General features: G+C 65.4%; 12 protein-coding genes and 1 pseudogene. 6 read left to right on the forward strand and 7 right to left on the reverse strand.

Annotated elements, in window-relative coordinates; all coding sequences use genetic code 11:
* Positions 1-254: 254 nt before the first annotated feature.
* Positions 255-1010, forward strand: a pseudogene (locus ACWW1C_RS01770) (L,D-transpeptidase); the annotation flags it as partial.
* A gap of 161 nt (positions 1011-1171) precedes the next feature.
* Positions 1172-1393: a hypothetical protein gene (locus ACWW1C_RS01775; RefSeq protein ID WP_455981830.1), complete on the forward strand. Its 222-nt coding sequence runs from the start codon at positions 1172-1174 to the stop codon at positions 1391-1393.
* 256 nt (positions 1394-1649) lie between these two features.
* On the opposite strand, the gene ACWW1C_RS01780 is transcribed toward ACWW1C_RS01775, so the two are convergent.
* Together ACWW1C_RS01780 and ACWW1C_RS01785 are read right to left on the reverse strand one after the other, a co-directional pair.
* Positions 1650-4544 carry an MMPL/RND family transporter gene (locus ACWW1C_RS01780; RefSeq protein ID WP_455981831.1) on the reverse strand — a complete coding sequence of 965 codons (2895 nt, stop codon included), beginning with the start codon at positions 4542-4544 and terminating at the stop codon, positions 1650-1652.
* Positions 4541-4975 carry an MmpS family protein gene (locus ACWW1C_RS01785; RefSeq protein ID WP_455981832.1) on the reverse strand — a complete coding sequence of 145 codons (435 nt, stop codon included), beginning with the start codon at positions 4973-4975 and terminating at the stop codon, positions 4541-4543. The genes ACWW1C_RS01780 and ACWW1C_RS01785 overlap by 4 nt, the downstream gene beginning before the upstream one ends.
* Positions 4976-5281: 306 nt before the next feature.
* Here ACWW1C_RS01785 and ACWW1C_RS01790 point away from each other — a divergent pair, with 306 nt between their 5' ends.
* A complete protein-coding gene (locus ACWW1C_RS01790; RefSeq protein ID WP_455981833.1) occupies positions 5282-5863 on the forward strand; it encodes a TetR/AcrR family transcriptional regulator in 582 nt (193 codons plus the stop codon).
* Here the strand turns inward: ACWW1C_RS01790 and ACWW1C_RS01795 are convergent.
* Together ACWW1C_RS01795 and ACWW1C_RS01800 are read right to left on the reverse strand one after the other, a co-directional pair.
* A complete protein-coding gene (locus ACWW1C_RS01795) occupies positions 5850-6269 on the reverse strand; it encodes a nitroreductase family deazaflavin-dependent oxidoreductase (RefSeq protein ID WP_267324513.1) in 420 nt (139 codons plus the stop codon). The two genes, ACWW1C_RS01790 and ACWW1C_RS01795, sit on opposite strands and share 14 nt — an antisense overlap.
* Before the next feature lie 125 nt (positions 6270-6394).
* Positions 6395-7552, reverse strand: a complete 1158-nt coding sequence (locus ACWW1C_RS01800) for a hypothetical protein (RefSeq protein ID WP_455981834.1) — start codon at positions 7550-7552, stop codon at positions 6395-6397.
* 416 nt (positions 7553-7968) lie between these two features.
* Between ACWW1C_RS01800 and ACWW1C_RS01805 the strand changes: the two genes are divergently transcribed.
* Entirely contained in the window at positions 7969-8829 is an 861-nt protein-coding gene (locus tag ACWW1C_RS01805) for a hypothetical protein (RefSeq protein WP_455981835.1), read from the forward strand.
* A gap of 91 nt (positions 8830-8920) precedes the next feature.
* On the opposite strand, the gene ACWW1C_RS01810 is transcribed toward ACWW1C_RS01805, so the two are convergent.
* Positions 8921-10078 (reverse strand): hypothetical protein, encoded by a 1158-nt coding sequence (locus ACWW1C_RS01810; RefSeq protein ID WP_455981836.1) that lies wholly within the window; start codon positions 10076-10078, stop codon positions 8921-8923.
* A 375-nt stretch (positions 10079-10453) separates the two neighbouring features.
* On the opposite strand from ACWW1C_RS01810, the gene ACWW1C_RS01815 reads away from it, so the two are divergent.
* Entirely contained in the window at positions 10454-11020 is a 567-nt protein-coding gene (locus tag ACWW1C_RS01815; protein WP_455981837.1) for a hypothetical protein, read from the forward strand.
* A gap of 13 nt (positions 11021-11033) precedes the next feature.
* On the opposite strand, the gene ACWW1C_RS01820 is transcribed toward ACWW1C_RS01815, so the two are convergent.
* The gene (locus tag ACWW1C_RS01820; protein WP_455981838.1) at positions 11034-11435 is read right to left on the reverse strand and encodes a MerR family transcriptional regulator; all 402 of its coding nucleotides are present in this window, start codon (positions 11433-11435) and stop codon (positions 11034-11036) included.
* Positions 11436-11490: 55 nt separating this feature from the next.
* On the opposite strand from ACWW1C_RS01820, the gene ACWW1C_RS01825 reads away from it, so the two are divergent.
* Complete coding sequence (locus tag ACWW1C_RS01825; protein ID WP_455981839.1) at positions 11491-11949, forward strand: PPOX class F420-dependent oxidoreductase; 459 nt, start codon at positions 11491-11493, stop codon at positions 11947-11949.
* Between the two features lie 189 nt (positions 11950-12138).
* On the opposite strand, the gene ACWW1C_RS01830 is transcribed toward ACWW1C_RS01825, so the two are convergent.
* Positions 12139-12609: an STAS domain-containing protein gene (locus ACWW1C_RS01830; protein WP_455981840.1), complete on the reverse strand. Its 471-nt coding sequence runs from the start codon at positions 12607-12609 to the stop codon at positions 12139-12141.
* Between the last annotated feature and the right edge of the window lie 108 nt (positions 12610-12717).

Here is a 12717-nt window from a genome sequence, read left to right on the forward strand (position 1 = left end):
TGATGCCGAGGCGGCCCCGGACGGCACTGTGGCGCGCGTTACCCGGCCACTCAGCCGATTCTTAGGCGCAGACTAAGCCGCCCTCAGTACCCGTCCCTAATGTTGCTGGCACAGCGAGGGATTCACCGGAGAGGGGGTGGCGAATGGCGCATCGGTACTGTGACCGCATGTTGGCGGCACGCGCGTTTGTAATAGCAATGTCCACAGTCCTTCTCGTCCCCTCCGCGGTGGCCTCCGCAGACGACGACGCACCACCTCCCGGCCCGCCGCCGGTCTCCTTCACCATGACGTCGGGGGCGCCGATTCGGGACGGTGCCACCTACGGCATCGGAACGGTGATCGTCGCGCACTTCGCCGCCCCGGTTGATGAGGGTGCTGCCGCGCGGGACCTCGTGGTGACCGCGAACCCGCCGGTGACCGGGTCTTGGCACTGGGTCAACAACACGACCGCGCACTGGCGCCCGCCGCAGTACTGGGCGCCGGGCACCGTGGTGTCGGTGGCCGGGGGTCCGACGTTCACCATCGGCGCCTCCCACGTGTCGATCGCCGATGACGCGACGAAGAAGGTCAGCGTCTACGACGGCGGCGCGCTGGTGAAGACCATGCCGACCTCGATGGGCCGCGGCGGCACCGAAACCGTGAACGGCAAGACGCTGAGTTTCTGGACTCAGCCGGGGGTCTACACCGTGCTCGACAAGAGCAATCCGGTGGTCATGGACTCGTCGACGTACGGACTGCCGATCAACAACCACCTCGGGTACAAGGAGACCATCCCGTACGCCGTGCGCGTCAGCACCGACGGTGTGTACCTGCACCAGCTCGACGCGACGGTGTGGGCCCAGGGCAACACCAACACCAGTCACGGTTGCCTGAACCTGAATGGCGCCAACGCGCAGTGGTTCTACAACTTCTCTGTGCCGGGCGACGTGGTCGAGGTGCGGAACACCGGCGGCAAGCCCTTGCAGCTGTGGCAGAACGGCGACTGGAGTGTGCCGTGGGACCAGTGGTGATAACGATGCGGTCAAAGTTCAATGACGGTCGTGTCGATGTGACGCACGCCACAATACCTTTGGTATGCTGGTGAAAGTCACGGCAAAAGTCCTCGTCACGGCCGGTACTTAGCCGATAAAATTAGATAGCTGAATCAATCAGTTTGAAGTCAGGAGTGGTCGTGGGAGCAGTAGCGCATTTGCCGAACCAGATCGAGTCGGCGCCGTCGGCGGCGGACGCGACGCTGGCCGAGTTGTTGTCGATGTCTTCGGACATCATCGAGTCGACCTTCGCCGACCGCATCCGCGAACTCGGTGGCACGGAAGCCGAAATCCACCAGATGTCGGGTTCGGCGGCCTACGCGTTGTTCGCGTGGTCCGCGGGCCGCGGCTTCGGCGCCTGAGTCACCCGGCCGGGTAGCGCCGCGCCGGCGGTCGGCGCGCGGCTGTTGCCATCGCCCGCCAGGAGCCGGCCCTGCCACTCCAACCGGACATCCCGCTTGTGCCCGTCTCCATGCGACAACCCCGTCGCATGGAGACGGGCATTTTGCGTCAGAGGTGGTGCCCGGGTGAGTATCGCGTCGCGCTACGTATCCGCTGCCACATACCAAAACGCCGCGCGGAGAAGTGATCTCAGCGCGGCGCCTTCGGTACGACGGGTCAGACGGTCGCGTCGGCCTTCTCGGCGGGGGTCGGCCACGGCACCGGCACCGGACGCTGACGCACGATCTGCGGCCACCAGAACCACTTGCCCATGAGGGCCGCGATCGACGGCATCATGAACGACCGGACGACCAGGGTGTCGAACAGCAGACCCAGGCCGATCGTGGTGCCCACCTGGCCGATGATCCGCAGCTCGCTGATGATCATGGACGACATGGTGAAGGCGAAGACCAGGCCGGCGTTGGTGACCACCGAACCGGTGCTGCCCATGGCCCGGATGATGCCGGTGTTCAGGCCGGCATGGATCTCTTCCTTGAACCGGGCTGCCAGCAGCAGGTTGTAGTCCGCGCCCACGGCCAACAGGATGATCACCGACATCGGTATCACCATCCAGTGCAGTGGCAGGCCGATCAGGTACTGCCAGATGAGTATCGACATACCCAGCGACGCGCCCAGTGAGATGGCCACCGTCGCCACGATCACCGAGGCGGCCACCACGGCCCGGGTGATGATCAGCATGATGACGAAAATCAGTGCGAGAGCCGAGATTCCGGCGATCATCAGGTCGTAGTCGGAGCCCTCGGCCATGTCGCGGAAGGTTGCCGCACTGCCGGCCAGGTAGATCTTGGAGCCCTCCAGCGGCGTGCCCTTGATCGCCTCCTTGGCGGCCTGCTTGATGGCATCGATGTGCGAGATGCCTTCGGGGGTAAGCGGATTGCCCTCGTGCTGGATGATGAACCGCACCGACTTACCGTCCGGCGAGATGAAGTTCTTCATGCCTCGCTTGAAATCTGCGCTGTCGAAGGCCTCCGGCGGCAGGTAGAACGAGTCGTCGTTCTTCGACTTGTCGAAGGCCTCACCCATGGCACTGGAGTTCTTCTGGCCCTCGGCCTGCTGATCCAGCTGCCCCTTCTGGGTGGCGTACATCATCTGCATGTACTTCTTCATGTTCTTCATGGTCTCGATCTGCGGGGGCATGACCGTGACCATCTGCTTCGTCAGCGCGGACATCTTGTCCATGTCGGGGACGACCGTCTGGAAGTCGTCGGTCATGGTGTCGATGCCGTCGAGGGTGTCGAAGACCGAGCGCATGGACCAGCAGACCGGGATGTCGTAGCAGTGCGGTTCCCAGTACAGGTAGTTGCGGATCGGCCGGAAGAAGTCGTCGAAATCGGAGATGTGGTTGCGCAGGTCTTCGATGTCGCTCAACATGCCGTGCATCTTGCCGACCATGCTGTCCATGATGGTCGACATCTGAACCGTGATGGCCTGCATCTTCGTCATGGTGTCGATGCTCACCTGGATGTCATCCACCTGCTTGAGCATGTTGGCCATCATGTCCTGCTGGTACTTCTGGTTCATCACCTGCGTGGTGCTCTGCATGCCCAGCTGGAACGGGATGGTCGAGTGTTCGATGGGCGTGCCCTCGGGCCGGGTGATGGCCTGCACCTGGGCGATACCGGGAACGGCCACAACGGCTTTCGCGATCTTGTTGATCACCAGGAAGTCCGCCGGGTTGCGCAGGTCGTGGTCGGTCTGGACCAACAGCAGATCGGGGTTCATGCGGGCCGGGGAGAAGTGCCGGTTCGCGGCCGCGTAACCCTCGTTGGACGTGAGGTCCGCGGGCATGTACTGACGATCGTCGTAGCTCGTCTTGTAGCCGGGAATGGCGACCAGGCCGACCAACGCCACGGCGATGGTGGCGACCAGGATCGGGCCCGGCCAGCGGGTGATCGCGGCGCCGATCTTGCGCCAGCCGCGCACCCGCATCTCGCGCTTGGGCTCCAGCGTCTTGCCGAACTTGGTGACGACGGTGATGAGGGCCGGGCCGAGGGACAGCGCGGCGAGCACCACGGTGACCATGCCGATGGCCAGCGGGATGCCCAGCGTCTGGAAATACGGCAGCCGGGTGAAGTGCAGGCAGTATGTCGCACCGGCGATCGTCAGACCCGAACCGAGAATGACGTGCGCGGTGCCGTGATACATGTCGTAGTAGGCGTCCTCTTTGGACAACCCCGCCGTGCGCGCCTCCTGATACCGGCCGATCAGGAAGATGGCGTAGTCGGTCGCTGCCGCGATCGCCAGCATCGGAAGCAGGTTGGTGGCGAAGGTCGAGAGGCCGATGACGTTGTAGAAGCCGAGCACGGCCACCAGGCCACGGGCTGCACCCACGAGCACCATGACGATGAACAGCTCGATCAGCACCGTGATGACCGACCGGTAGACCAGCAGCAGCATGATGATGATGACCGCGAACGAAACCGCTTCCATCACCTTCAGGCTGCGGTCGCCGGCGACGTTCATGTCGGAGGCCTGGGCCGCCGCGCCGGTGACGTAGCTCTTCACGCCGGGCGGGGCGGGGACGCTCTTCAGAATCTTGTCGACGGTCTCGACGGACTCGTTGGCCAGCGATTCGCCCTGGTTACCGCGCAGGTAGACCTGCACGTAGGCGGACTTGCCGTCCGCGCTCTGCGAGCCGGACGCGGTCAGCGGGTCGCTCCAGAAGTCCTGGACATGCTCGACGTGTGCGGTGTCGGCCTGAAGTTTGGCGACGATCTGGTCGTAGTACGCGTGGGCAGCGGCGTCCAGCGGCTGTTGCCCCTCCAGCACCACCATGGCCGAGCTGTCGGAGTCGAATTCCTTGAAGTCGGAACCGACCTGCTTCATCGCGATCATCGATGGCGCGTCGTGCGGCGACATCGAGACCGAGCGCATCTTGCCGACCTCGTCGAGCCCCGGGACGATCGTGCTGAGCACGACGACGATGCCGATCCAGGCCACGATGACCGGGAGCGCGAGGGTGCGGATGAGGCGGGGGATCAGCGGCCGATGCGGTGGCGGCTCGGCTTTGGGGAAAGAGTCGGTCGGGGTGTCGAGGCTGTGGTTGCTCATGCAGATTTCACCAGGCAGAAGGTCTGGGCGTGCACGCCCGTGGAGGTTCGGGTGTCTTTGAGTTCGTCGTCGACGTGGACGGTGCAGGTGATGGAGTCGCCGTCGCCTTGGGCGACGATGTTGGGCGACGCGGCCGGTGCGGTGGTGGACAGGACGAGTTTCCAGGGCAGCATGGCGTGGTCGACGCGTTGCGGTTTGGCGTCCAGGTCGAGGTAGTTGATGTCGGCGTAGGCGCCGGGTTCGCCGGTGATCTCGTAGGTGACGACCTTGGGTTTGAACGGTTTGGCGTCGTCGGCGAAGTTGCGTGGGGTGACGATGACGGGGTTCTGGCCGAAGTAGCCGCGTACGCGCTGCACGGTGAAACCGGCGACGAGGGCCACGGCGAGGATGAGCAAGGGAATCCACGCCTTCTTGAGCGCGTTGCCGATCATGCAGTGATCTCCTTGGTCATGCTGACCTCCCCGTCCTTCGATTGCTCGACATGCCTCGGCGGACCATGTGAGCTGGGACGCTGCGTACCGTTTGTGTGGCGCGCCCAGCTGTGTCACATTTCAATCTGCCGATCGGCAGACTCAGAGTATCCACCAAGGTAAACTTAGACAAGTTAAGCGATTCGATTGATGCAGGTCGGTGCCCACATCGGGGCATCGCCTGTGACGCACGTGACGTCGCCGCGACAGCGGTGACGGCGGCTACACGACGACCGATGCGGGTCGCCGGTGAACAGGGAGCGAGGATTGGCCAAATCGGTGGGGCCACGCGGATCCGCGCGTGCACGGGTGATCGAAGCGGCCCTGGCGTTGTTTGCGGACCACGGCGTGAACGGCACATCGTTGCAGATGATCGCCGATCACCTCGGGGTCAGCAAGGCCTCCGTCTACTACCAGTTCCACTCCAAGGACGACATAGTGCTGGCCGTGATCCGGCCGGTGTTCGCCGACCTCGATGAGCTCGCCACCGCGATCGAGGCCGAGGAGAGTGGCCCGGCCCGCCAGGAAGCCGCGATCGCCGGGTTCGTCGAGCTCGCGGTGCGGCACCGACGCGTGACAGCCGTCTTCTATCGCGACCCGGCCATCGACGCCCTGGTGAACTCGCATGAGGAATGCAGCGCCATCAACCAGCGCCTCCGTCGGGTGCTCGGAATGGACGGCATAGACGTAGAGACCCGAGTGACCATGTCACTGGTCATCTCGGGCGTCTACGGCAGCGCGATGGATCCCGACTTGCAGGACATCCCCGACGACGAACTCCACCGCATCTTGCTGCGGTCCGCGCGGCGGCTGCTTGCGGTGGAGGAGCGGGACGCTATTCGGCGATGAAGACCGGGATCAGTCGGTCGGTCTTGGTCTGGTATTCGGCGTAGGGCGGGTACGCCTCGACAGCGCGGTCCCACCACTCCTGCCGTTCGTCACCCTCGAGTTCGCGGGTGGTCAGCTCCATGACCTTGTCGCCGTCCTGCGCCGTGATCTGTGGGTGGGCCTTGACGTTGTGGTACCAGGACGGGTGCTCGGGAGCGCCGCCCTTGGATGCCACCAGGGCGTACCGGCCGTTGTGCTCGACCCGCATCAGCGGCACGAGACGCTTCTTGCCGGACTTGGCTCCGGTGGTGGTGAACAGCACCACCGGCCGATCGAGGATCTGCACGCCATCGGTGGTGCCCTGCGCCAGAATCTGTTCGGTCTGCTTGCGCACCCAGTCGGTGGGGCTCAGTTCATGTTCGGTCACGTCGATTCCCAACGGATTGAGGAAGCCGGGTTATTCCGGTCGAGTCCAATTCTTGCCGGTTGGTGACATCCGGGGGAGTGCTCGGCCGAAATCTGTGGCTGCCGAGGCAGCCAACCTGCCAGGGCCTAGTTGACGAATCGTTGGGCGCGCGCGGGTGCCGATGAGGTGGCGCGCGCCTGCCGGAATCCGATCAACCCGCCGGCTGCGGTGAGGGTGATGATGCCGGCGAATCCGGGGACGGCGACCGCCGCAACTTCGCTGAGGCCGGCGGCCCGCAGGTAGTCCGGATAACCCGGCCGGAAGTCCTTCGCGGCGACGAGATGGGTCTCGGCGGCGAAGACGTCACGGGGCTGGACCGGCGGGACCGGCTTGTCGAGGGTGCCCGGGGTGCCCGGCGAGATGTCGCGTGGTACCGAATCAGTGCTTGCGCCAAAGGTTTTCGGCATCTGCGGGGCGTTCAGCTGGAGCGTGCGGTTGTCCGGCGGCAACTGGATGGCGGGCATGCCCGGCGTGTACTGCAGGAAGGGCAGGTTGGAAGCGGCGACGGCCAGGTCTCGGACGGTGCTCTCGATGGGGTTGATCAGGGCATCGGCGAAGACCGGCAGGGCTGCGAGACCTGGGATCGGGACCGCTTCGACGACCGTCGGGATGGTGGTCTTGACGAGATCGAGCGCCGTCAACGGAACTTGAGCGACGGCCAGCGGGAGCTGCGCCAGCGGGGCCTTGGGTTCGGTCGCGACGTTGGCGTCCTGACTGTTCTTCGTGGGCTCCGGCGCCGCGGCGGCCGACGGCTGCGGCGCTCCGTTCGTCGGCGCGGGAACAGATGCGGAGAACGTCGACGAGGCGCCGGGTGGGAGCAGTGGAGCGTTCTGGCCGGGCTTGGGCTTGACGCCGGGGACGAGGCCGGTCAGTGGCGCTCCGCCGATGATGCTGGTCGGGTGCTGGATGATGCGGGTGAACTGGCCGACCATGCCGCCCAGGGTGGTTTGCAGATTCGGTGACGAGCTGCTGCCGGTCGTGGAGCTGGTCGACGATCCGGTGGTCGTGGAGCCGGTTGTGGTGCTGCCGCCGGTCGTGGTGGACGTATCCGAGCCGGTGGTAGTGCCGCCGGTGGTCGTGCCCGTAGTGGTGCCGGTGGTGCCGGAGCTGCCGGTGGTCGAGCCGCCTGTGCTGGAGCTGCCGCTGTCGGTGTCCGCCAACGCCACAACGGCTTCGGGACCCAGCGCCAGTAAGCCCGCTGTGACGAGGCTGGAGGCGGCGAACAGCCGCGCGTGGGGCATCACGCGGAGATCACCTCCCCTTTTCTGACCAAAGTGCAGTATGTCACACCCGTCTGACCATTACCTATGAACAAACCAAGGCCTACTCCGGCGTCAATTGATGCGGAGTGTGTACGGGGTCCAGCCGACTGCCGTACGCCGGCGCGAAAGTCGTGAATCCGGCCGACTATTGACGCCTCTTTCAAATTGTGTCAAAAGGTGTTAATGGGGCAAATGTGACTAGTGGTGTTATTGAGTTGAAGGCCACATAAGAAAAGGGGACAGAATTTCAGTCCGGTCTCAGAGATCAACGTAGCGAAACGCATAGGGTTCGAACGGTTATCGGTCCGTGTTGTTTCTGTGACATTTGTAGCTCACCGTTACCGAAGTGAAACCAGTGCCCAGTGTGGCGCCGAGCACTCAGGAACAGGGAGCGTCTGATGACCGCAACTACTGAAGTGACGTACCGCAGACGACCGGTGGCCGCCCGCACGGGCCGGCCGAAGACCGGTAGGACACAGGTCGGCTCGGTGGATGTCATCGCGACGTCTGCCGCGGTGCTGCGACCTGTCGTGGTGGCCGGGGCGATCGTGGCCGCGGCCCTCATGTGGGGACCGCGCGCCCACGCCGACGTCGTCCATGACGCGCTCAACGATGTCGGCATCGGCAACAACGGGCCCGTCAGCAGCGCGATTGCCGAGGTGGGTACCTCGATCTGCCCGCTGCTGGTGCAACCGGGCAGCCAGATGGCCAGCACGGCAACCCAGATGAGCGGTAACGGCGGCATCGCACCGCCGCTGGCCGGGTTCGCCACGCAGGTTGCGATCCAGACCCAGTGCCCGGCCTTCATGACAGCGCTGGCCAATGGCAACATTCCGGCGCTGATGAACGGCGGCCTGCCGGTGACACCGCCAGGGCTGCCTGGCATGCCGTCCGTCGGGTTGCCGAACCTCACGAACGCCACCGCCGCGGTTCCGGGCACGCTGGGCGCCGCTACGACGCCCGTTTCGAGCGTCCTGGGCGCGGCCACGGCTCCGGTGCCGGGAACGCTGGGTGCGGTGACGTCGCCGCTGCCCGGCACGTTGGGTGCGGTGACGTCACCGTTGCCCGGCACGTTGGGGGCTGCGACAGCTCCGGTCCCCGGTGTACTCGGTGCCGCGACCGCGCCATTGGCTCCGACGCCGGGCCTGACCACCGCGCCGGCGGTCACCGTGCCCGCACCGGGTCTGCTGGCGCCTGCAGCGCAGGCGCCGTTGCAGCTGGCTTCCGCACCGGTCGTGCCGGCGATTCCTGGCTACTGAGGGGTGAACCTCGCCTACTGAACGTGGGCGGGAATGCATTGAGGGCTGTGGCTTTTCGAAGCCACAGCCCTCAATGTTGTTGCGCTACTGGCTAGCTGTCGTGGCTGCTGCTGCTCGACGCGTGCGACGCGCCGCCGCCCTCGGGGGCACGGTGCTTGCCGCCGGTCGAGCCCGCGGGCACCGAGACCGAACCGCTGGCTCCCTCGGGAGCGCTGTGCTTGCCGCTCTTCGTGGTGGACTTGCCTGCCTTCTTCGACTTGCCGGCGTCCGCCTTGGTGGACGTGTCGTCAGACGACTTGTCGGCACCGGACTTGCTGTCGGACTTGGTGTCCGGCTTGGTGGTGCTCTTGGTGTCGGTGTCCTTGGTGTCGGTGTCCTTGGCACCCGTGTCCGTGGCGTCCGGCTTCGTGCCGGTCTTGTCCTCGGACTTGGTGCCCGTCTTGTCGGCGTCGGTGGCCTTGTCGGTGGACTTCTCGTCAGCCTTGCCCTCGGTCTTGGGGGCGGCGGTGCTCTCGGCCTTCTTGTCGGTCTCGGTGGCCGCGGCGGGAGTCTTGTCCGTCGTGCCGGCTTCCGGCGACGTCTTACCCGTCTCGCCCGTGGTGGCCGTCTCTCCGGCGGCAGCCGGCTTGGCGGTCAGAGACAGGGTCTGGGTCTGGGTCGTCGGGCTGACCGTCGCGGCAGCCAGCGGGGTTGCCGCGGCGACCTTGCTGACAGCTGCCACGGGCGTGACCGCGGCGAGCGAATTGATGATGGCCGCCGGCGTCGCGAGGAGCTGCTGGAACGCCTTCGTCACGACGGTGATGATGGCCTGCGGGAGGGAGGTGAGGGCGGCGCCCTGCCAGAAGCCCTTGATGATCGTGTTGAGACCGTTGATCAGCGTGGCGGGTGCCGTGGCGACGGTCTTCCACAGCGCGATGGCCGGCGCGAGCGCCGAGGTGATGGCCTTGTTCGCCGTGGTGATGAGGGTCGTGGGCAGCTGGGCGGCCTGGGTCCACAGCGCGATGGCGGGCGCGAGCGCCGAGGTGATGGCGGCATTGGCCTGGGTGATGTACGGCGCGATCACCGCTGCGGTCTGGGTGTAGAGCTGGTAGAACGCCTGGAACGGCAGGCCCAGCAGGTCGAGCGGGCTGGCGGTCAGGTAGTACTTCTCGGCGTACGTCGAGATGGCTGCCGGCGCGGCGTAGACGGCGGCCACGTTGGTGTGCGTCACCTGAGGCGTGACAGCGCCCGACGCAGTTGCGACGACCACCGCAGACATCCCGGCTACGAGCGACGACTTAAGAACTGGCATAACTCTTGGGCGAGCGACAGTTTGCATGATGGTCCCCGGTGTTCGTGATACAGATCGGACTTTGGCGGTCTGAAGGTAGCCGATACCGGCACTCCCCTCTAGCTGGGCGAAAACCGGCTTCGGTGGCCTGACCTGCTCGTATGTGCGCTATTTGCTTGGCAAGGCAAATAAATCAAGCTGAAGTTTTCCAAGAATTCACCGACCGGCCGACGGCCGACGGCGTTTGTGTGACGTTCTGCCCACGCACAGGCGCAATGTTGAAGTCCTAACTATTTGCCAGTAATGCGGTGTGGGTGCTCGCCGAACCGGTCGTGGTGTGATCTGGTGCTTCTGATGTCACTCTTCACGCTTCGTGTTGCGGGGCTGGCGGCTGCAACCCTGACCGGTGCGCTGCTGGGGCTGGCCGGAAGCCCGGCTGCGTCGGCTGACCCCGCGACGGACGCCCAGGGGTTCGTCGACTCGACGGCGCGCTGCCCGACCGGAGACAGCGCGGTGGCGTTCGGGAGCACCGCCTCGTCACGGGTCGCCATCTGTAAGAGCACCGGCGGTGCGTACCAGTATCGCGGCGTCCGGATCAGCGACGGCGCGAAGCTGATCAGCGCCGCCAGTACGGACGGCCGGGGCGCTTACATCGCGACGAGCGACGGCATCACCTATACCGTGACCGCGAAATCGCTTGATATCAGTGCGGGTTCGCAGCCCATCAGGTCCGAGCCCATGACCTTCTTCCGCAGCGGCGGGCCGTTGTCCGCAACGGCGGCCGCAACACCCGCGCCTGCTCAGGCGCCGGTGGGCACGCCGACCACACCGGTCACCGGCGCGCCCGCACCGGTACCGACCACGCCGCTGCCGCCGCCATTGCCGGCGGAAGTCGGCGGTGCCCGTCCGAGCGGGCACTGACCCACAGAAGTGGTCAGGCGGGTCGAGCCGTCCAGGGCTTGACGGGATGAATGCCGCAGCTACAGGCGCCGATCGACGGGCAGGTGCACTGGATGCCCCATTCGACGATTGCGCGGGCCAGGTGCAGTTCGGCGATCTTGGCGTCGATCTCGGCGAGTTTGGTCTCGGCCAGCGCGCGGCTGGCGGGGCGGCCGGGGGCGTCGTCGGCGAACAGCAGCTGAATCTCTTCCAGTGAGAACCCGGCGGTCTTGCACAGCCGGATGACGCTGAGCCGGTCGACGACGGATTCGTCGTAGCGCCGCTGGCCCCCGACTCGCGCCGGCGCAGGGATCAGTCCGATCTGTTCGTAGTACCGCAACGCCGTCGCGGCGACGTCGGCGCGCGCCGACACTTCGCCGATGGTGAACGTGGCCATGACCCTCCTCGACAGCCCTTGACTTGGAGTCAACTCTAAGTCGTTCACTGTCCGCATGGCTACCAACGCACAGCGATCGACCATCGACGAACTGCGCAGCACCCGCTACGCGGTGCTCCGCAGCTACAAGAAGGACGGCGGCCCAGTCGACACGCCGATCTGGTTCGCGGTGGCGGAGAACTCGATCGTGTTCCGCACCAAACGCGGCCCGAAAACCGCACGGCTGCGGGCGAATCCACGAGTCGAACTGACCGCGTGCGACTACCGTGGCCGAAAGCTGAGCGGCGCAACGGCATTCGCGGGAACGGCGGCAATCCTCGACGATCCGGCCGCGGCCGACGCGAACCGCGTACTGCACCGGCGCTACGGGTGGCAGTGGAATCTGGTGCCGCTGATGCCGATTCCGGGCGTCACGCAGGTGCACGCCGGGTTGCCGTTGCGGGAGAAGTGGCGCAAGGCGCGGAACCGCGATGTCTGGGACGACAGCGCGATCGTGCGCATCGACTTCGAATAGCTCGCCGGCGCGCCCCGCAGGCGTCGAGGCCCCCAGACAAAAGCACGGTGCCGACACCAGATTGGTGTCGGCACCGTGTTGGAGGTCGAAGGTGTCAGAAAGCCGGCGTTGCGAGATGCGTCTTGCGACGGTGGTGATGAAGCAGGGCACTCAGCCAGCGGAGATCGATCAACATATTCAGTTCCTGTCTTACGCGGACTTCTTGGTGAGGAACGGCAGCAACCGGCGACGCTCGTACATGCTGTCCGAGAAATGGTGCAGCGCTTCGGAGACGGAGGTTGCGGTCGGGAAGGCGGACTCTGCGCCGCAGGCCAGCAAGGCGGTCGAAACCGGCTGGGATGCGATGAGGGACCACTCATTACCTGCTGCGATGCAGCTGTCGTTGACCTTGTCGAGCAGTTCGACACAGGACACTGCGAACGAGGTGACCCCGCTCAGGTCCAAGATGAACGGCTTCTCGGGGAGGATGCAGCGCCGTGCCTGCGCCGCAACCAGGTCCACATCAGTTTCGTCGATGACTCCGGTGACGGTGAGTACCGTCGCCAACTGGCGGCACTGGGCGCGCACCTCGGCGTCGCCGCAGGCGACCGCCGGATTGCCATAGCGGAAAGCGGCGGACGTCGTTGCGTCGCCGGTGGCCTTGCCTGTCACTACAGCCATGTGATGCCTCCCTTCGATGTCGCCGAACGCCCGACAGCTGTGTCGTTTCTTCGGCTCGAGATCGAAGCTATGTGGCCAAGTTAAGGTACCGGGGAGTAAGTCCTAAAT

The organism is Mycobacterium sp. HM-7 (assembly GCF_053852335.1).

Coding starts and splice junctions, on each gene's coding strand:
- ACWW1C_RS01830 (WP_455981840.1), bottom strand. CDS start 12,609: ATGGCTGTAGTGACAGGCAAGGCCACCGGCGACGCAACGACGTCCGCC.
- ACWW1C_RS01805 (WP_455981835.1), top strand. CDS start 7,969: ATGACCGCAACTACTGAAGTGACGTACCGCAGACGACCGGTGGCCGCC.
- ACWW1C_RS01785 (WP_455981832.1), bottom strand. CDS start 4,975: ATGATCGGCAACGCGCTCAAGAAGGCGTGGATTCCCTTGCTCATCCTC.
- ACWW1C_RS01820 (WP_455981838.1), bottom strand. CDS start 11,435: ATGGCCACGTTCACCATCGGCGAAGTGTCGGCGCGCGCCGACGTCGCC.
- ACWW1C_RS01780 (WP_455981831.1), bottom strand. CDS start 4,544: ATGAGCAACCACAGCCTCGACACCCCGACCGACTCTTTCCCCAAAGCC.
- ACWW1C_RS01825 (WP_455981839.1), top strand. CDS start 11,491: ATGGCTACCAACGCACAGCGATCGACCATCGACGAACTGCGCAGCACC.
- ACWW1C_RS01815 (WP_455981837.1), top strand. CDS start 10,454: ATGTCACTCTTCACGCTTCGTGTTGCGGGGCTGGCGGCTGCAACCCTG.